Origin of the sequence: uncultured Nostoc sp., assembly GCF_937863485.1 — a bacterium.
Lineage (GTDB): Bacteria > Cyanobacteriota > Cyanobacteriia > Cyanobacteriales > Nostocaceae > Nostoc.
This window is the reverse complement of sequence record NZ_CALMFY010000006.1, coordinates 1-20878: the sequence shown is the minus strand read 5'-3', so window position 1 is coordinate 20878 and position 20878 is coordinate 1. Positions and strand designations below refer to the sequence as shown.

15 protein-coding genes are annotated in these 20878 nt (G+C 42.2%); 8 read left to right on the top strand and 7 right to left on the bottom strand.

Annotated elements, in window-relative coordinates; translation table 11 throughout:
- Positions 1 to 197 precede the first annotated feature (197 nt).
- The 5 genes from Q0541_RS00950 to Q0541_RS00930 all read right to left on the bottom strand — a co-directional run bounded on the left by Q0541_RS00950 (position 198) and on the right by Q0541_RS00930 (position 5873).
- Positions 198 to 1574 (bottom strand): alkaline phosphatase family protein, encoded by a 1377-nt coding sequence (locus Q0541_RS00950; protein ID WP_298904317.1) that lies wholly within the window; start codon positions 1572 to 1574, stop codon positions 198 to 200.
- A 15-nt stretch (positions 1575 to 1589) separates the two neighbouring features.
- A complete protein-coding gene (gene eboE, locus Q0541_RS00945) occupies positions 1590 to 2816 on the bottom strand; it encodes a metabolite traffic protein EboE (RefSeq protein WP_298904315.1) in 1227 nt (408 codons plus the stop codon).
- A 151-nt stretch (positions 2817 to 2967) separates the two neighbouring features.
- Complete coding sequence (gene eboC, locus Q0541_RS00940; RefSeq protein ID WP_298904313.1) at positions 2968 to 3897, bottom strand: UbiA-like protein EboC; 930 nt, start codon at positions 3895 to 3897, stop codon at positions 2968 to 2970.
- 102 nt (positions 3898 to 3999) lie between these two features.
- Positions 4000 to 4908 carry a TatD family hydrolase gene (locus Q0541_RS00935; RefSeq protein WP_298904311.1) on the bottom strand — a complete coding sequence of 303 codons (909 nt, stop codon included), beginning with the start codon at positions 4906 to 4908 and terminating at the stop codon, positions 4000 to 4002.
- Between the two features lie 83 nt (positions 4909 to 4991).
- Positions 4992 to 5873, bottom strand: coding sequence for an EboA family metabolite traffic protein (locus Q0541_RS00930; RefSeq protein WP_298904309.1), 882 nt, complete (start codon positions 5871 to 5873; stop codon positions 4992 to 4994).
- A gap of 476 nt (positions 5874 to 6349) precedes the next feature.
- Here Q0541_RS00930 and Q0541_RS00925 point away from each other — a divergent pair, with 476 nt between their 5' ends.
- Entirely contained in the window at positions 6350 to 7552 is a 1203-nt protein-coding gene (locus Q0541_RS00925) for a 3-dehydroquinate synthase (RefSeq protein ID WP_298904307.1), read from the top strand.
- Positions 7553 to 8080: 528 nt separating this feature from the next.
- Here Q0541_RS00925 and Q0541_RS00920 read toward each other — a convergent pair.
- Positions 8081 to 8809, bottom strand: a complete 729-nt coding sequence (locus Q0541_RS00920) for a YdcF family protein (RefSeq protein ID WP_298904305.1) — start codon at positions 8807 to 8809, stop codon at positions 8081 to 8083.
- 309 nt (positions 8810 to 9118) lie between these two features.
- Between Q0541_RS00920 and ctpB the strand changes: the two genes are divergently transcribed.
- The 3 genes from ctpB (at position 9119) to Q0541_RS00905 (ending at position 12415) form a co-directional block, all read left to right on the top strand.
- A complete protein-coding gene (ctpB, locus tag Q0541_RS00915) occupies positions 9119 to 10459 on the top strand; it encodes a carboxyl-terminal processing protease CtpB (RefSeq protein ID WP_298904303.1) in 1341 nt (446 codons plus the stop codon).
- A 132-nt stretch (positions 10460 to 10591) separates the two neighbouring features.
- Entirely contained in the window at positions 10592 to 11560 is a 969-nt protein-coding gene (locus tag Q0541_RS00910; protein WP_298904300.1) for a glycosyltransferase, read from the top strand.
- A gap of 159 nt (positions 11561 to 11719) precedes the next feature.
- The gene (locus Q0541_RS00905) at positions 11720 to 12415 is read left to right on the top strand and encodes a response regulator transcription factor (protein WP_273766533.1); all 696 of its coding nucleotides are present in this window, start codon (positions 11720 to 11722) and stop codon (positions 12413 to 12415) included.
- 1014 nt (positions 12416 to 13429) lie between these two features.
- Here the strand turns inward: Q0541_RS00905 and Q0541_RS00900 are convergent.
- Positions 13430 to 13714, bottom strand: a complete 285-nt coding sequence (locus Q0541_RS00900; RefSeq protein ID WP_298904291.1) for an Npun_R1517 family heterocyst differentiation transcriptional regulator — start codon at positions 13712 to 13714, stop codon at positions 13430 to 13432.
- Between the two features lie 890 nt (positions 13715 to 14604).
- On the opposite strand from Q0541_RS00900, the gene Q0541_RS00895 reads away from it, so the two are divergent.
- The 4 genes from Q0541_RS00895 to Q0541_RS00880 all read left to right on the top strand — a co-directional run bounded on the left by Q0541_RS00895 (position 14605) and on the right by Q0541_RS00880 (position 20534).
- Entirely contained in the window at positions 14605 to 14964 is a 360-nt protein-coding gene (locus tag Q0541_RS00895; RefSeq protein WP_298904289.1) for an NAD(P)H-quinone oxidoreductase subunit M, read from the top strand.
- A gap of 763 nt (positions 14965 to 15727) precedes the next feature.
- On the top strand, positions 15728 to 18007 hold the full coding sequence (locus tag Q0541_RS00890) for a protein phosphatase 2C domain-containing protein (RefSeq protein ID WP_298904287.1): 2280 nt from the start codon (positions 15728 to 15730) through the stop codon (positions 18005 to 18007).
- Between the two features lie 139 nt (positions 18008 to 18146).
- A complete protein-coding gene (locus Q0541_RS00885) occupies positions 18147 to 19736 on the top strand; it encodes a CHAT domain-containing protein (RefSeq protein ID WP_298904285.1) in 1590 nt (529 codons plus the stop codon).
- A gap of 150 nt (positions 19737 to 19886) precedes the next feature.
- Entirely contained in the window at positions 19887 to 20534 is a 648-nt protein-coding gene (locus Q0541_RS00880; RefSeq protein WP_298904283.1) for a hypothetical protein, read from the top strand.
- Positions 20535 to 20878: the final 344 nt, after the last annotated feature.

Genomic DNA, 20878 nt, shown 5'->3' with positions numbered 1-20878 from the left:
AAAAATATAATGTAACGTCAGTTCTTCAGAGAGTTCTTGCGTAAGTCCTGACTCAAATAAAAAACTGAGCCAATAAGATTGACTCAGCTTTAAATAATGTTGTAGTTGCCTACACTGAACAAGAGGCTTAAGCCCCTTGTGTGGAACCTACTTGCGTGGTTAACGTTTCATGTAGACGCGGTTTCTAACCGCCCTTTTTACTCCTGATTTAAATGTTTAAGAATCAACGAGCAAACATCTGTCGCCTCAATTCGATTTTCATTAACTAAGTGAGTTTGATGGGTGATAAATAGAGGCCCTTCGGCTAAAGAAGTGGTAATGTGACCATGAGAGCCACGTACTAAGGAAGCATCCAAAGGAATCACATCCATTAGGTAGCGAAAACCTAGTTGTTTTTTAAGTAACTTGAGAGCAACTTTTACTTGAGGCAATTTCATCTGCGGATCGAGGAAAAGTTCTACAGGATCGTAACCAGGTTTGCGGTGGATATCTACAGTTCTAGCAAAATCGGGCGCTTTGGCATCATCGAGCCAATAATAATAGGTAAACCAAGCGTCAGGCCCAGCGATCGCCACCAACTCTCCCGATCTAGGATGAGCGAGGTGGTAGGCTTGCTTACCTTCTTCATCCAATACCTGCGCCACACCATCAGTTGCTTCTAAAAGCGATCGCACTTTTGAGATGTACGCCGGATCATTCACATATACATGAGCAATTTGGTGATCAGCAACAGCAAAGGCAATGCTAGCACCAAAATCGAGCAGTTCTCGCCCCAATTCCTCCCGTACAGCTATTAAACCGTTTTCCCTTAATACGCGGTTGATATCCACTGCTTTGGAGACTGGCGTGATGCCATACTCAGAAAGAATAATTACCTGAATATTTCGTGCTTGATAATATTTAATTAAATCGCCACAAACAGCATCAATTTCTCGCAAATCAGCTTGGATCTGTGTTTGATTATTACCAAATCGTTGCAAACAGTAATCTAAATGTGGCAGATAAACTAGTGATAAAGTGGGGCTGTAGCGTTCCTCAATCCATTTTGCCGAATTCGCAATCCATTGGCTAGAACTAATAGAAGTTTTTGGCCCCCAAAAATCGAACAGAGGGAAGTTACCTAAATCAGATTGAATTTGCGATCGCACATCACTAGGATGGGTATAAATATCAGGTAATTTTCTCCCATCTGCGGGATACATTGGGCGCAGTGTAATGGCATAATCGACTGAGGAATACATATTGTACCACCAAAAAAGGTTGGCACAACTGAAGTTTGGATCTATTGATTTAGCTATTTCCCAAACTTTGGGAGCCTGCACTAGTTTATTAGATTGTCGCCAAAACTTCACTTCACATTCATCGCGGAAGTACCAACCATTAGCGACAATTCCATGCTCATCAGGCAATTTTCCTGTTAAATAAGTAGCCTGAACCGAACAAGTCACAGCAGGTAACACTGTTGCGATCGGAACTACCTGCCCAATAGCCGCCCAAGAAGATAAAAACGGCGTGTTTTCTCCTAGTAAACTGGGCGTTAATCCCACGACATTTAGAACAACCGTTTTCTGCATAAAATTAATCTCCTCTTAATTGGCGGCAAATTCTTTTAATACCCACTCATATTCCCGCTGAATAGAAGTCAGCAAATCTATCTTCATTTCTGATGGCAATACATCCCAGGTATAAGTCTCAATTTCTAAATGTTGGCAAGCATTGTTTGTTTGAAGTAGATGCAAAACAGTAGCAATATCATCTTGTGTAGACTGCAAAATTTGATAATCATGAATAAAAATTGGCACATGGAAGTGAGTGCGCCATTCTTCAGCTAGAGATTTTTCTAAATGTGGTAATGCAGTTATTAAGTCAGGATAGTGATACAGTGTACCGTCACTGCGACGTTCTATTACCTGGTGAAGATAAGTAGATTCAGCAAAAGGACGTAAACGCTCAACTATCAAACTACGTTTCTCAATCTCAGCAGGTATTTTTACTTGAATTGCGGCGCTGATTTGAATTTTGCCAATCTTAATTCCTGCTGATTGCAAACGTCCAAATACAGATTGAGGCTGCTCATATTCAACTGAAAAATGGCAGGTGTCATAGCAAACCCGAACATGTTCTAGCAATTTAGTCTCTGCTAAAATCTGCTCAATATGTAATTTTTCTGATAAGTAATTCCCACCAATTGGCAATAACCAATTGTGATAGAAATCAATTACTTCTGAGGTATTTTCAATTAATCCATCAGGCTCAGGTTCTAAATCAATATGGAGTATCTTTCCTGTTTCTTCACAGATGCGAATCATTTCTGCAACAACTGATGCTATATTCAAACAACTCTTTTTCAGAACTGTTTCAAAAGTTGCTTGGTCTTCTCCCGACCAAGGTTTATAGGATATTGGTAGTGTAGAAATTCCGCCATCCAATCCTTCTGGTAACAGAGTAGCTAAAATTTGTGTCAAGTTTAATGTATAATGTACCCTTTCTTGTGTAGACCAATCTGGTGCATAAACATGGTCTTTTACTACCTGTCGATGGAATCCGCCATAAGGAAATCCATTTAAGGTGAAAACATATAAATCTTCTTGAGTCAGCCAATCTTGAAAATGAGCTAAATTATTACTTTCTAAAAGTTGTTTGCTAGCAACATCTGCTAACCTCAAACCAATCCCAAAAGGTTCTGTAGGTGATAAACGTGACTTGAGATTGGGAACATATTTTTCTAAATTGGCGAAAACCTCTAGCCAACTTTCACCAGGATGAATATTGCTGCAATAAGTTAAATGAAAGTTGCTGTCTTTTGTAATTTTCATTTTCTAGCTTTATACCCTATATATGCTAATAATCTGTTTTTTTGGATTTATACAATTTCACAAAATACCTGCTACATATTCATAGGTATGGGCGCACATCTATACGCCCATATATCCAATTCATGGTATTAGTGGATATGTACATTCAAATTTAAGTTACGGCAAATAGTTGTGCTAATTTCATCGAAATTGGCAGCAAGATTAGAACTAATAAACCGTAATACAAACCAGCAAAACCAGATGCAACGGTTGCATCTAAGACAATTAGAGATAACACGCCTATTTTTACAGCATTTCGGATGTTTTCGGCTACAGGTTGACGTGCAGCTTTGATAAAATTAGGCAACACTCGGATAGCTAATAGAACAGCAAATGGTAGTGCTGCGATCGCTGTATACTCTCCTAATATTCCTAAAGCTAAAACTGCCGTCAAAACTATTGCAATTAGCAGTAGTGCTAGGACTCCGGTAATCTTCTTACCTCCGTGAACTTCACCCTGACTAATTGCGGTGATAGCAGCAATGTAAAGAACAGGAATCAGCGTTAAATACCAACGTTCTCCTATGATTGCGGGTACAGCACTTACGCCTAACAATAAGTTACTACCACGGCACAAACCCATATTAAGTGGGCCAAAAAAAGGATGATGTTTGGCGAGTGCGTCATACAGGAGGCATGAAAGAGTGATAAATATAGCGATCGCAGCACTCAACCAGGATACTTGAAAAGCAGCTATAATTCCAATTGCAAACAGTATACTCCCCAATAAAGTAGCATTTTGGCGAGATACGCGACCACTAGGAATTGCTCTATTTGGTCGCTCTTTTGCATCTAATTCAGCATCAAAAACATCATTAAAAACTATACCGCCGCCGTATAAACCAGTTGTAGCTAACAACAACCAAGCTAATGGAATTAGTATGAAAAAACTTGCTTCTCCATTGATTAATTTAGCAAAAATCATCCCACCAGAAGCAGCAAAGCCAACAAGAATATCCGCCCAAGCAGTAACAATATTAGCAGGACGCATCAATTCCAGATAACCCCTCCAGCCTTGAAAATTTAAGCTTGCAACATTCATTCGTCTGCCTCATTGCCGAGTAATTTATCAAAACAAACCGCATATTATAAATGAATCAGATATTTATGCAATTCCTCTTCCCCACTCCCCACTCCCAATTTTCTACTCAATCAACACATAATCTGATAGTGATTTGATTCCTGGTTCCTGTCCCCGTAATACAGAATTACCACTGAACATCTGACGCTGATCAACAGATTGGGGATTGAGCCAGTCTGATGCTTTCATCTGCCCAGTTTGACTGTAAGCAGCTAGAGCATTCTCATAACAAACTGTTCGCACATGTTCTTCAGGAATGGCCCGATCTAACATCAACTGAGCAGTTTTTGGGACTGCTAAAGGATCGCTAATACCCCAATCAGCGCTACTATCTACAATGATGCGATCGCATCCATACTTGCGGACAACTTCTACCATCCTGGCGTTACCCATCTTCGTCTGTGGGTAAATCGTGAAAGCTGCCCAAAAACCCCGTCCTAATACTTCCTCTACAGTTTCCTCATTGTTGTGATCAATAATTACTTGTGAGGGATCTAAGCCATATTCAATGCAGCGATCCATACTCTGACTAGCACCTGCTTTTTTATTGCGGTGAGGGGTATGAATTAGTACTAACATATCGAGTTCTTTGGCTAATGCTAACTGTTGACAAAAGTATTTATCCTCTGCTTCTGTCATGTCGTCATAGCCAATTTCGCCAATGGCAACAACTCCCTCTTTACAAGCATAAAGTGGCAGCAGTTCTATAACTTCTGCTGCTAGCGCCTCATTGTTAGCTTCTTTCGGATTTAGACCAATTGTGCAATAGTGTTGGATGCCAAACTGACTAGCACGAAACCGTTCCCAGCCCACAAGACTACTGAAGTAGTCTTTGAATGTGCCCGCGTTGGTTCGGGGTTGTCCTAACCAAAAGGCTGGTTCAATAACGGCAACAATGCCATATTCCCGCATTACTAAGTAATCATAAGTAGTACGGGAACACATGTGAATGTGAGGATCAATGAACATCATAGTGTGGTTTAATGAGCGATAAATTTTATTAGGGATTAGGTACTTGGAAAACTCAGTCCCTTTCATTTGTAAACAAAGAGGCGTTAGCGCAGCTCGCCGCAGGCATCGCGGCTAAAACTACTCCAAGTCAGATTACCTTGTTGAATGGATGACTGTAAATCTGGATAACGGGAAAGTAATGCTTCTGCTTGGGGTAAAGGCGATTGGGCACAAGCTAACGCTGCTGCTTGTTGTTCGTCTATATCCCCATTAGCCAGTACTTTTTCCAAATCTGTGATGATTGCGCTATCCGCAAACCGCCCTACCGGTCGCCAAAGTTCTGGCGTAACTGAGCGTTTAGCTGCCCAACGTTCATGGGCATAGTCTGCCAACATCCTCGCCAATTCTGGGTTAGCACGCCGATCCAGACCCCAAATTAGATGCAACGGACTGCTGACAAACACAGCCTTCAGCACCATCTGATTCCAAGCAGCATTATCTAAATAATCCGCTGGATAAGGGTTACGTAGTGCTATCGCTTGGAATACATTACTCATATTGCTGCGAATTCCCTCAGCAGTACGATGGCGATGTAACTCTGGATATGGTAGTAGCGGCAAACTTTGATAAAGGACAACTAACTCCCCCATATCGGCAGTGGAGAAGACTTGATCAAGCGATCGCACATACCCCTGGACATCATCGTGGGGCAACGCTAAGAGCAAGAGTGTGCGACCTGCTTGATCTACACTCCAATGACCAGGATACCAACCGGGAATCATATCCTGTGCTGCTTCCAAGTCCTGGAATGTTAGCTGCAAATCCTGTTTGCCTAAATAACGCGGCACAGCACTAAATGCCGTGAAAAACACTCTTTCAGCAGCGCCGCTAGCAATCTGTGCCTGCTTCTGTTCCAGCCAAGCAAAAGCTTTCTCTGAAACAGATTTTAACAGCCATTGATCCAGTAACTTGTTTACTTTACTCATGATGAATTTCAGGAGAAGTTGCCCAACTTTTTTGTAACAACCAAGTATAAAATCTAGCACTAAACTTGATATTTTGTGATTGAGGTAGCTAGATAATATACTACTGAGATCATAACTTCACTGAAACTATAAAAATCTCCCAATTTTAAATAAGATACTGTAAAGATATCATTTTGATTAGATAAATCATAAAATTATCTTACGTAAAAAAATTAAAATTTTATGTAATCATGATATTTATTGCCAATTTCATATATAAAGACTAGATATCAATAAAAGGATGAAATCATATTTTTTTGAGTTTTCTATATTAAAGTGAATAAACTTCAAAATTATGATTGATTGAGTAGCTCAATTGGTCTAGCAAATTCTTTCAAAGTTAAAGTTATCAATGAATTTATTGGGTTTATTTTACTGTTAACCATAATTGCAGTAATGCATCCATTTACAAGTAGTTAAAAAGTAATAATATTCAAATGGCTATTCAACAAAAAACTGTTCTTAATCTGCAACCAATTAACCAATGTGTCCGCGTCACCTTCAATTATGATGTTCACTTCACTAGAGGTTTGTTTCAGTTAGATAATCCTTTACTGGCACAAGTGATTGCCGCAGATGGGGAGACAACCCCAAAACAAGTGCTAGCAGTGGTAGATGCAGGATTTTTACAGTACCAGGATGGGTTGCTTAAAAAATTATCAGTCTATGCCCAGTATTATGAAGATGTACTAACACTGAGCGGTGAGCCGATAGTAGTTCCGGGTGGAGAAGCAGTCAAGAATGATTCTAGATTTATAGAGCAAATTCATCAGCGGATCAATGCAACTGGATTGTGCCGTCACTCCTACGTCTTAGCAATTGGAGGTGGAGCCGTTCTAGATATGGTAGGATACGCAGCAACAACGGCTCACCGAGGAATTCGGCTGTTACGAGTACCGACAACAGTATTAGGGCAAAACGATTCCGGTGTAGGGGTAAAGAACGGAATTAATGCCTTTGGCAAGAAAAACTTTTTGGGTACATTCATGCCACCTTATGCTGTCTTGAATGACTTTGATTTTCTTACTAGCCTTGACGATCGAGATTGGCGATCGGGTATTGCAGAAGCGGTGAAAGTAGCGTTGATTAATGATGCAGATTTCTTCGACTTCATTATGACTAATGCTGAGAAATTGGTTAATCGAGACATGGACATCATGGAAAGGCTGATCTATCGCTGTTCCCAATTGCATTTAGAGCATATTGCTGGTAGCGGCGACCCCTTTGAAATGGGTTCATCGCGTCCTTTGGATTTTGGACACTGGGCTGCTCACAAACTGGAGCATTTAACTAATTACAGCCTACGTCATGGTGAAGCTGTAGCGATCGGCATTGCTTTAGATACGACCTATTCATATTTAACAGGGCAACTCTTACAATCTGAGTGGCAAAGGGTTATAAGTACACTGAAGAAATTAGGCTTTACCTTGTACGTATCAGCGTTGACAGAGCAATTAGATCAACTAGACCATCCCCATTGTCTATTTAGGGGGCTTACCGAGTTCCGTGAACACTTGGGAGGAAAATTGACAATCACCCTTCTACAAGGAATCGGACAGGGAATAGAAGTTCACCAGGTGGATTTGTCTTTGTATAGAGATGCTATTTTGATATTGCAAGATTGGGAACTTTTGCATTAATTCTCCTTTGGATGCAATCAGCCAAATGCCTGCCAATCAACGAAGGTAGTCGCACCAGATATAGATAAAAAAATTAGTAAGGTGCTTGTAAAGTTAAAGCCGATAGAGTGTTACGGCGATCGCGTCATCTACAAGCACCAAATTTTTTGCACTCGGAATTGCAAAATACTTTTTAGTTCTTCTTCTTCCTTGAGAATGTGGTAAATTTCCCAATTTTGTTGGAGGTTTAACCAAAACCCTGAGCTATTTCCAAAAAATTTTGATAACCTTATTGCCGTACTAGGTGTATACCTCGCTTTTGATTTATAAGCTCATTTATTCGCTGATATAGCGGTTTTCATTCACATGCGATACAACATTATATCGCTAAGTGTAAGGGCACGGCAGTGCCGTGCCCCTACGGGTGTACCTGACGTAAACTAGAAACACTATAAGGAACGTGAAGTGCATCTGCAAGTTCTATGACGGGTTATTCCCATTGGGTCTAGAAAATCTTTAAGTAATATTTCACCTGGATGTGATGGCGGTCTATAGTTTGGAACTCTCATCTGTTGTTATCTCCTCAACCCACGCCACTTGGTGTTCACAATGAAAACCTCGATTCTTCCAAGCTTGCATATCTACTTGGGTAAGCCTTGTCACATTTGAGCATTGCGGTTGAATAATTTGACTTACAATCGCCCAAAATAGGCTGCGTGTTAAATCTAATCCAGTTTTAGGCCAAGATTCACGATTACCAGGAACACCCAACTCCTGAACAATCTCTGTCTCTACCCAAATACCATGAGCACCCAGGAGAATCTGTGCCATCCATTTGGCTCTGGGTAAGTGACTTGGTGAGGTAATCAACATGACTTTATGCACTCCCCAACGCCGCAGAATCGGTATACCATAATAAAAATTTTCAAAGGTAGAATTCGCGCACTTTTCTAACCAAACGTTTTGTAAGGCTGCTAATTCGTCTTGAAAAATTAACCATATACAGGGGTCTGGGGAACCATGAGAAATCAAAATTGGGGTTTGCGGGTATTGTTTTGCTTGTTGGGCAACATAAGTTTCTCGATGAATACTGCCACCAAGCACCAAGAAGGCATCTACTGGCTGCGAAGAAGCAAAAACTAAGGTTATAGTGGTAAAAATCAGCCAAGTGCCCAAGACAAAGTACAATACACCAGTTAGTTTTTGTAATAATTGCCACAGATTAGCAAAATTTTTTTTGATAGAAATTAACGATTTGATGGTAAATTTGCGTTTCATGACTTAGGTAATAAAAGCTGATTTAATGACTGTCTAACAGTCCTGCAATTGAGTGAACAAAGTGCTATCTTATAAAAGTAATGAATAAGTGTAAACATGACGCTAATCAAAGTGTCACATGGTCAAAAGAGCCTTCCGGAGAAGGCTAACAAACCGAGAAATGGTTGTTAATAATGCAGTATTTTCGGCATCATTCAACGATAAAAATGATGAAGGAAGCATAGCTTAGTTTGGGGTATAAAAACTTAAAATTTTCTGGAAAGCCTGATTGCTAAACTGTCAACAACACAATTATTCCAGCTAATATACATGAAAAAATCTCCGAAAAGTTACTCGCCGCTCCAAGTAGCCTTAATTGGTGGAGCGATCGCCACAACTGCTACTATGTCTGTGTTCGGCCCCGTTTGGACTCGTGGTGTCCGTGCTGCTCTAGCCCTACAAGACAGCCCGAAAGTGATAGTTGACCAAGTTTGGCAAGTGGTAAATCGTGAATATGTTGATGGCAAATTTAATCAACAAGATTGGCAAGCAACCAGACAAAGCCTGTTGAGCAAAGACTATTCTACTCGGGAAGAAGCTTATACTGCCATCCGCGAAGCTTTACAAAAGTTGGGAGATCCTTACACTCGATTTATGGACCCCAAACAGTTTGAAGCCCTGACTAGCCAAACAGACGGGGAAGTCTCTGGCATTGGCATTCGGATGGAAGTGAACCAAAAAACTCAGCGGCTCACTGTTGTCGAAGCCATAGAAAATTCTCCAGCACTGAAAGCTGGGATCAAAGCAGGCGATGAAATTTTGGCAATTGACGGCAAACCCACTCTCAAAATGAAAGTGGATGACGCCTCCAAGTTAATTCGTGGCGAAGTGAATACTCCCATCAAGCTACGGGTGGGACGGACAGGGCTAAATGCCTTTGATTTGAAGCTGACAAGGGCAAGGATTGAAGTGCCAACAGTACGTTATACCCTCAGGCAAGAAGGGAATCGCCGCGTTGGCTATATCCGTTTGCGGGAATTTAGCGCCCACGCCGCAGATCAAATGCAACGAGCTATCCGTGATTTGAACAATAAGAAAGTAGATTCTTATGTCTTGGATTTGCGGGGAAATCCTGGCGGGTTGTTGAACGCGAGCATTGAAATTGCCCGGATGTGGTATGATAACGGCGGGATTGTCAAGACAGTAGACCGTGTAGGCAGCAGTGAAGAAACTAAAGCCAATCGCACTTCTCTGACAAATCGTCCCTTGGCGGTATTAGTAGATGGGAATTCAGCTAGTGCTAGCGAAATCCTCACAGGGGCACTCAAGGATAATAAGCGGGCGGTAGTCGTAGGTGGTCAAACCTTTGGTAAGGCCTTAGTCCAGTCAGTTCATAAACTCGCAGATGGTTCCGGCTTGGCAGTTACCATTGCCCATTACTACACCCCTGCGGGAACGGATATTAACCATAAAGGGATTACGCCAGATATCAAGCTAGACTTGACAGAGGCACAAGAGCGTCAGTTGGCTTCTAATCCAGATTTAATCGGAACTAAGAGTGATCCGCAATATGCCCGTGCGATCACAATTCTATCAAGTAACAACTTTGCCCGGCCGCCAGCAACTCAACCCACTCGACCCATGAGCAGCGCTGATAACCTGAAATTTTAGCTAAAACAAAAATTCATCCTACGTCATTCCCAAATCCAGATTTTTGGAGTTATAAAAACTGCTTGATATACCGTTCTCGGATTTTGGATTGGGAATACTAGCTACTAATCCCATCTCCAAAATCTTAGATTTATGAATCATCAGCCAGTTGATGCAACCACCGCCACCAGCTTTTTACCAATGGTGTCGGTGGTTGTTCCTATTTATAACGGTGAGACAGATTTACCAGAGTTAATCAATTGTCTGTTGTCTCAAACCTACCCAAAAGACCGGGTAGAATACTTGTTGGTGGATAATAACAGTAGCGATCGCACTCTCAGTATCCTCAAAACATCTGCCGAAAATTGCCCAATCACAATTCACCCATTAAGCGAAAACCAAATTCAAAGCTCCTATGCTGCCCGTAATACTGGGATTCGCGCCGCTGTGGGCGAAATTATAGTTTTTACCGATGCTGATTGCCGTCCGCAACCGCAATGGTTAGATGCATTAATTCAGCCTTTTGTCAACTCAGAAGTGGTAATTGTCCCTGGTGAAATTTTGGCATTACCAGGCACAACTTTGCTAGAACAACACGCAGACCGTCAAGAAACTTTGTCACAAAAGCATACTCTTGACCATTCCTTTCGTCCCTATGGTCAAACCGCTAATTTGGCGATTCGACGCATTGCCTTAGAAAAAGCGGGTTTATTTCGTCCCTATCTTACCACTGGTGGCGATGCAGACATTTGCTGGCGGATTTTGGGGGAAAACATCGGGCGTTTGGAATTTGCCGCAAATGCGATTATTGGGCATCGCCACCGCGCCACACTTAAAGAACTGCAAAGTCAATGGCGGCGCTATGGACGTTCAAATCGCTATCTACACGAACTTCACGGTGTAGATTTGATGCGAGATTTGACACCCAAAGAATGCGGCTATCGCTTAGGACGTTGGTTATTGAAGGAAGTACCAAGGGATATTAAAAAGGCGATCGCGGGTCAAGCCACCCTTGTAGATTTATTAAATACTCCCATTGGTCTGTTCACTGCTAGGGCGAGGACTGCTGGGCAACGAAACGCCAAGCTGCCAGAGAATGCCAAGATAATTGATCGGCTGTAAAAATACTAGTAGTCTGTGTTATGAGTTTTGCGCGGTTCGTAGTGGGGTAATTTTCCGACTTGAGCGGACTGTCTATCTCATCACTCCCCTTGCAGGTGAGTGAGAGGCTTCTTTTGGATTAAACTAAATTGGAAAAAGGTAAACTTAAGGGAACTTTAAATGTCAGCACAATTGTTACTGGTGGATGATGAACCAGGGATACGGGAAGCCGTGAAAGACTATTTGCAAGAGAGCGGTTTCAGCGTTCAAGTCGCCAGTAACGCCCTTGAAGGTTGGGAATGGATGCAGATGAATACACCTGATTTGGTAATTTCTGATGTCATGATGCCCCAGGTGGATGGCTATCAGTTCCTGAAGCAACTGCGAGAAGACCCCCGCTTCCAAGCACTCCCGGTAGTATTTTTAACTGCTAAAGGTATGACAGGCGATCGCATCCAAGGCTATCATGCTGGTGTTGATGCCTATCTACCCAAACCCTTCGATCCAGACGAGTTAGTGGCTATAGTCGAAAATTTACTAGCCCGCCGCGCCGCTAAGGCTGCAACTACCGGAGATGACGCTGAAACCCCCGATCTTGCTGAACTAGCCAATCAGATTGCCCAAATTAAGGCATTGTTAACTCAAAGAAATGCCATTTCCCAATCGCCAGCCCCTTTCAAAATTGATTTGACTCCCAGAGAACAAAGTGTTTTAAACTTGGTCGCTGAAGGGTTGATGAACAAAGAAATCGCCCGTCGTTTGGAAACCAGCGTCCGCAATGTAGAAAAGTACGTCAGCCGCTTATTTAGTAAAACTGGCACCAATAGCCGTACAGAGTTAGTTCGTTTTGCTCTAGAACACGGTCTGGCTAAATAGACATTGGGGAGCCAGTGCGTTGCTGTGAGTCCAGCGCCGTAGGCGACTGGCTTTCCTGACTTTTCACGGGATGTGGAAAAGGTCATTTTGAGGGTTTCCCAAGCCTTGATTTTTGCGTTAGCTATTTTCATTAACTCAGAGCTATTGAGAATTAGATTGTGGAAAAAGCCACGCTTTTTCGGAGCTTGAGGACTTACCGTGAAAAGTCAGATTGGCTTTCCCGTTGGAGGTTCCTGACGCAAGGGTAGCGCAGCGTAAAGCCTGCGGCATGGCAACTCTTAGAGACGCTACGCGTAGCAAGAGCGTCTCCGACAGGATAAGCAACTGGCGTCATTGGTTATTAATCTTCTCCCCCACTCTCTCATCTTTTTTTGCTCCCCTTGTCCTTTTTTTCTCACGTCCCGCCTCTGGCATTCCCCGCGTCCTCTTCGTCAACGTAAGTTCGATGAACCTCTCCCTGCCTTGAACTAAAGTTCAAGTCTGTACCTCTGGGACTCAGAGAGGGACAATTTTGCCTGGCAAAACCTCTTAGAGGTTTTTTGACTGTGAGTAATTGGTAATAGGTAACTGGCTGCTAAACCATCACCTATTACCAGTAATAGATAAAACATAAGTATTTCAGCAAATCAGGCACTTAGCTAAAGCAAAAAGCTAAAAGAAAGGTTATTTATTTTTACTTTGGTCTTTTAGGTTTTCATTAGATTCGCGCCTGTTCTCCAATTTGCCATCTGTAAAAACACAGGGTTTTATTATTCCTGCAATGTTTTGATAAAAACTCGGTAAAATGCACCCGGCTGAATTTATTCTTTGATTCTACCAGTACCCTTTGCTACAAAGTTTTTAAGAGAGGAAACTGTTCCTGGGACTTTGTGCTGCTAAATAAGACTTTCACAAAGTAGAAATCATAATATTTTATGAATTCTACTTACTGATTAGTTTTTATTGCAACTGGGGTGTGAGATCAACATTTGATTTGATACCCAACTCAGGCTTTTACTTGCTTAAATTATACCTTTAATCTGGAGGATTTTCAGCAGCATTACGCAAGCGCATTAGCTGGCGTCGCATTTGAGGTGAGGCTTTGAATTCAGACACTTCCTGCGCTTTAACGGATGCTTGCAGCGTCTCTAAAAAGTCGTCCGAACCCACAGTTAAGGCATCAAGTAGCACCTGTAAGAGTTGCTCGCGATCGCCTAATAGACTCTTTTCCTCAATCAACCGGAATTTGAGATGGATTTCGCACTCATAAACACCTACTTCAAGATTATTTATCTGGCGTGGTAATACTTTGGAGTTCATAGCTATTGAGATTCCTTTACTTGGTTGTCATGAGGGTAAGGAGGTAGATGGTAAGCAAAAATTCTTTATATCTCTTTTGAATCCAAAGTGCTTGAATTAAGAATTTTTCTTCATCAATCACCTTTGTATTCCATTTCACTCTCCTGTGCTGTATTTACAAGCTAAATTTTCACTGTCTAGATTTTGATGTAACTGTGCCAGATGTAACTTATGGTAAACCATAACTATTATTCAGTTTTTAAGATTCTACACAATAAAGTTTCTGTAAGAAGTTGTTCAACCTTTTTAAAGGTTTTTACATCAACTTTATGTTAACGTCAATAATATGTTTACTTGTTACTTTAATTTTGGTGTTTATACGTAAGTAAAACCGCTTAATTTTTTTGAATTTACTAAAGCCAGAGGTCGATGTAGCACTATTCAGTAAAATTACTTGATGTACGTTTTTTGCAATAGAAAATTCCGAAGAAATTGATGAGCATAATTATTAAGGTAAAAACTTTTGTTCTCCATAAAAAAACGTACACAGATCAAATTATTCCTGGTAAGTGCTTTTCCCTACTGGCTTTTGGGCTTGAGGAGTAGAAAAATCTTAGCAGTAGGTAAGATTAGTAGACCGCTTTGACTTGTTTGTATACCCCAAATGAAAACACTCTCTCCAATAATTTTTACAGGAAAATAATTGGACTACTGTCAGTACTAGCAGCTAACTGCGTCTTCAACTCCTAACAGAAGTAGTAAGTTAGTCAGTACAGGTGATATTTTTACTTATGCCCATTCAATATACCCTTTTGAAACTGCGTTCAAAGCTTGTAAATTGAGAGCATTCAAGCTCAGAGATAGCGGCTACAATAATTTCAGTGTAATCCACCCAAATCTTACACCCTTTTATGAATAACCCGATGCTGCTCAAGTCCACAACCCGGCATGTCCGCATTTTTGCAGGCGAAATTGACCGGGATGGCGAACTGATTCCCAGTCAACAGGTCTTAACGTTAGATATTGACCCAGATAACGAATTTAACTGGAATGAAGATGCGCTGCAAAAAGTTTATCGAAAATTTGATGAACTAGTAGAAGCATCTAGTGGCGCAGACCTCACAGACTATAACTTGCGCCGTGTGGGGTCAGACTTAGAGCATTATCTGCGATCGCTCCTGCAACTCGGCGAAATTAGCTACAATCTTTCTGCCCGCGTTACCAACTACAGCATGGGAGTCCCCCAAGTTGCAATTAACGACAAACAATAAGCGAATGAGTTAGTAGCAGGCTGGCTGGCTGAACCCTTTTGACAATTCAGGTCATGTGGAAAAGCCCACGAAAAACCTAGTCCCTTAACCCCCTTGCCGACGCTCTAAGGGGGAAAATTCAAATCTCTGACGCCACGAGTGGCTCGCCGGACGCCAGTCGCTCATGGGGAGCCACTGCGGTGGACGGGTTAAGAGGCATAAAGGAGGCAGTGCGCCCAAGCGGTTTCTTGACTATCTTGAAGCAACTGCCGTCAAGTGGTGTAGAAACCCCTTCTCCAGAGCGCTGGCTCCCCAACGCAGTGACTACTCCTGGTAAAAGAGAGTAATAGAAGTGAGGTTTTCTTGATTCGTCAGGTACTTTTGCCAAAATTATTATATTTGCTATTCTTAATTCTTAATTAAAGTTAATTGTTGCTATCCTACTTATAAACTAAATAAATACCAACATCATCTGCTTCTTGATGATGGGGTAATTCAGCAAAAGCAAATAGCGCAGTTATGCTTGGGTTATGCTTTGGTAACAGGGTTGGAGTTAGTTGCTTTGGCGATAGAGAGTCACAGAGCAATAGAAGCTATGATGAGGCTGTAGGGTTGACTTGGGAGCGTATTTTTTGGATAAGTAAGTATTTGCACCTGCTGATATCCACCAGCTAAAATCATCATCTAAAGTCTGGGTATGTCAAGTTTAAGAAAGATGAGCGGTCTAGATTGCCCCTACTAATGCTGTTAAAGAAATTGCCAATCGCTGATCGGTGCGAAAACTATGGAAAATGACGCGGCAACGCTCTACTGTCCAAATGAAAATTGTCAGGCTGCCAACCCCCTGACTCACAAGTTTTGCCAGCGATGCTCAACGCCCCTACCGAAAAATTACCTCTGGGCTGTAGTAGATGGGCCAAGTGTGGGTAGCCCTGGAGAAATATTAGCCGATCGCTATTTAGTCCTTGAGAAATCTGTTCTTTTAGATACGAAGCCTGGTTTATTAGCGCTAAGGCCTGAATTAGATAATTTACAGCCTCTAAAAGCTTACCTGAGACTCATTCCCTACCGTTTACACGTACCGCAGGTATATGGAGTGCTATTTCTAGCTGATGGCCTCCCCAATCGAGAAATATTACTCTTAGAAAAACCGCCACTGTTAGTAGATGACACAATCCAACAAGTGCAGTTAGGCAGCGAGTTAACCACCGCTTGGCGTGATGCTACATCGATGCGCCAACTCAATTGGTTATGGCAAATAGCTCATCTGTGGCAACCTCTTGTGAGTGAAGGTGTCGCCTCTAGCTTGCTTGACTCCTATGTATTACGGGTAGAGGGATCATTAGTCCGTTTGTTGGAATTGCGTTTTGACGCCGCAACATCACCAGAATTGCCCCAATTAGGTGGATTCTGGCAGCAGTTGGTTAGTGATGCCAAACCAGCCATAGCTGAATTTGTTGATCACATTAGCCTTTCCTTAATTCAGGGAGAGATCACTTCAACCGATCAATTAATCACAGTTTTAGATGGGGGATTAGCTGGGTTAGGGCGATCGCAAACACCTACGATCAAAATTATCACCAAAACCGACACTGGGCCAAGTCGCCAACGGAACGAAGATGCCTGTAGCCCTCCCAGTGGAACTCTTGTAAGTAAACCACCCCAGCCAACAGCCTTAGCAATTGTCTGTGATGGTATCGGTGGACATGAGGGTGGCAATGTTGCATCAAATTTAGCGATTGAAACGATTCAGCAGCAGGTACAGCAACTAACAAAAGTTCCCTACGACCATATAGACCCCTCACTTTTGCTTAATGACCTAGAAAAGGCTGTGGCAATTGCCAATGACAAAATTAGTCAGCGCAATGACGGTGAGAATCGTCAAGGGCGTCAACGCATGGGTACAACTTTAGTAATGGCATTGCCTGTTGCTCATGAAATGTACATTACCCACGTTGGCGATAGTCGTGCTTACTGGATTACCCGCCACGGCTGTTATCAAGTTACCCTCGACGATGATGTTGCTTCCCGCGAGGTGCGGCTAGGTTATGCCATTTATCGTGAGGCTGTACAACAGAGTGCTGCTGGCTCTCTAGTTCAAGCTTTGGGTATGGGCCCCAGCACTTCATTGCATCCCACGTCTGGACGGTTTATGCTCGACGAAGATGCTGTTTTTCTGCTTACATCTGATGGTTTGAGTGATTTTGATCGGGTGGAAGAATATTGGGAAACAGAAATCTTGCCGATTTTAGTTGGGGAAGCAAATATAGCAAATGTTGCGGATAGATTAGTCGAAATCGCTAATGTTAAAAATGGACACGATAATGTCACTGTCGCTTTAGTCCACTATCAAGTCCAGTACTGGGAACCAGAAATCACGATCAAAGTCGTCATTCCAGAGAGTTTTTCTGCCAAAACTGTTGATTTTACTTCGAGAGTGGCAGATCCGACACTTTTAGATCGCCCCAACCAGAAAACTCAGGTGATTCCAGACACTGAGCCTGCTAAAACTCGCATACCGCTACAGTGGATAGTTCCGTTAGTATTTGTGGTAGCAGCAGGTTTTTTAGGATTGTTTGTGAAGCAACTGCGATCGCAATCATGGCAATTTCCATTTTTTTCCAATCCGACAACAACTCCAAACCCTACCATCAAAGCGACACCTGTACCGCGATCGCTTGCTAACCTTTCTCCTGGCTGGGTAATTAAAACCAACAATCAAATCTCTTTGGGAAATAACCAATCGCTTCCCCCTGGAGTTTTTTTAGAAGTTATCAACACAAAACCAAATCCCAAACCTACTTCTGGTAATTCGGTGTCTATGCGAGTCTGTGGCAATAAAAGCACGCAAACTCCAGCTAATACTAGTAACCCAGCATTAACTTCCTCAATTCCACCAAATTCAATACCTTTGCCGTCAACAGAGAAAACAGTATTGCTGGACTTATCCCAACTGAAACGCTTTGGGGTCTTAGTTTTACAATCAGACACACCAAATCCATGTAGAACCGTCACCCAACCACCAGCGATTCCATCACCTGCACCTGACACCAGTCCAACTTAGTCAAATACTCGATAAACTGGTAGAAACCTGGAATAATAACAGGTAACAACCAAAATGAAAAACTTACAAGGTCAAAAAGTAGAAAATTTTCACCTTGAAGAATTGTTATTTTAAATTATTTGTTTTAGCTTTTAATTTAATGAATTCATGCCATACCCTGAATTTGGCGATCGCCCGTCTCCTAAACACTGGCACTGACAACTTCGCCATTTGGGTGGTTAAGGCTCCCTATCCCAGTGGCTACGTTTTACGTGACTGTGTATGGCCTGTTGAAGTTAATCAAGTCTGGCAAGAATGGCAGCAGATGTTTGCTGGTCATAGTCACCTAGATATTTCCCCAAACTCAACATCTCAAAAGTCCAACCTATTCCCTATAGATTGGATTTCCCCACCTTCAGGTCAAACCACTGGCCCCTACAGCAGTCGTCTGATGCAACACTTGGGAATGAATTTATGGAGCTGGATATTCGACGGACAAATTCTTGGTAGCCTGGAACGCAGTCTCGGTATTGCTATGGGTAAGAATACACGTTTGCGCTTTCGCCTAGAAATTCGTGATCCAGATCTGATTGCTCTGCCTTGGGAAATTATGCAGCGTCAGCCTGGTCAATCGGCTATGTCTCTCTCCCCAGATTTGCTCTTTAGTCGCACCAGCAGTGAAGTTGATGCCTTACCGTATTTGCGAACTGACCAGGCTTTAAGTATCTTGCTGGTTTTAGGTCATGATGAAAACCTGGAACTGGAACAAGAAGCTGCTATCTTACAGCAAACTCTTGCAGATACGCCTGTGGGTGGTAATTCCCAAAGATATGCAGCTTGTATAGTGAATCAACTCATACAACCAACTCCACAAGAGTTGATTCAAGAATTAGAAACCGGAGCATACAATGTTTTCTTTTATGCTGGACATGGTTTGCCAGACCCAGACGGAGGATTACTGTTTTTGCAACCAGACATGCCCCTGAATGGGATAGAATTGGCGCAAGTATTGACCCGTACAGGTGTGAAATTAGCGGTTTTCAATGCCTGTTGGGGCGCACAACCAGCTGCTATCAATCATCAAGCTATACCTGCGAGCAGTTTAGCAGAAGTACTGATTCGTCATGGTGTGCCTGCGGTTTTGGGGATGCGCGATGAAATTGCTGACCACGAAAGCCACAGTTTTATTCAAGCCTTTACCGAAGCTTTGCGATCGCACAAACCAATTGATGAAGCCGTAGCACAGGCTAGGCAAGAGTTATTAACATTGTATAAATTTAATCAACCTGCTTGGACTTTGCCTGTTCTCTACCTGCATCCAGATTTTGACGGCGAACTCATTAAAAATCTGGATGAAGGAATTACCGAACTACCAGACACAGCCATCCCTGATGTAGGTTCCGCGCTTCCGACTGCAAGTTTACGATCGCTCACTTCAAAAGGGAAAACCTGGTTACTGCCTTATGGAGTTACCCGCATCGGCCGCACGAGAGATAATGAGATTGTCATCCCCGAACCATCAGTATCCAAACGCCACGCCGAAATCTTCTGCCGCAACACTCTTACTGATGCTACACTGGTGCGAACTTATTACTTAGAAGATTTTTCCACCTACGGGACAACCTGGTTTTTAGGACCTAATGGCTGGCAACAAATCCTCCGAGAGGAAGTCCCTTTGAAATCAGGAATGCAGTTAAAGTTTGGAAGCGCTAGAGGTGAAATCTGGGAGTTTATTATTGAAAACTCCTAGCAGAGCTATTGCATAAATGCATTTTGGTCTTTAGGATCAGCCTTTAAAATAATCTATTTTTAATAGATAAAAAATCAATTGTTTTTGCGGAAATCTCTTCTTGGGAATTGTAGCTGTCAATACCACCAAATATTTGTGAGGTAAGAAAAAATGGCTAATAAAAGTAACGGCTCAGACACTTACTCTTCTTTGCCGTCTCAAATAGATTTAGAGTTATTGGAAGCGTTACTGGAACCAGACGATGCTACTTATCCCTGGAATCCAGCAGATGAAGAGTCAGAAGCTTATTTTCACGAGTTAGAACAACAGTTTGGAATGCAAGATTTGCTTGAGGAAGAACTGACAACGCGATCGCAAGATTTTTATAGCCATCTAGACACACTTTGGTCTGGTATTGCTTCTACCCCAGACTACAATAGCAACCTACAACAGGTAGTAGTACTTAATCTTCAAGAAACATTACGCACTACTTTTGCCGCCTGTATCCCCCAAGGATTGCTCAACACCATCGCCACCAAAGCTGCTGAAATTTTTGCTGCCCAGCAATCAATGGGTGAGCAACTGGTTGAGTGCGTTCAGACAGTATTACCAACTTGGGGAACAGAGGATCTTTTAGTTTTAGCTCGTCCTTTTGCTTACGCGATGCGGAGTAGCGAATCACAAAACGCGTCATCTGCGATTAGTAATCTTAACAATAGTGAGTGGACAGCTTTATCAGAAGTAGAGAAAGCAAAGGTTAGTTTAGCGATCGCTTACTATGCTTTTACTCAACTCAACAAGTCTCAGTCTGAACCATAAATAGGGAACAGGTGACAGGTGACAGGGAATAGAAAAGTAGAAAAAGCTAAATTTTTTTCATCGGGCACTATATTCGCGTAGCCCGCCCTTTGTACTCACTCTGTTCAGAGGCGTCTTTTGGAAAGATGTTGGTTTGTCTTACGCAGAGGCGCAAAGAAAGAGTCGAAAATCAAGACTTTTGTAAGAGGTTTAATGATTTTTATTTTTTAGGTAGAGTTGTACCAGTATAAATTTACAGTCGGCTAATTTTGAAACTAGGCCATCTATCCTAAGAGATTAATATTCAAGATTCATTAGACATTGATTATTTCTCCCTCACTCCCTCGCTCCCTCCGCTCTTATTT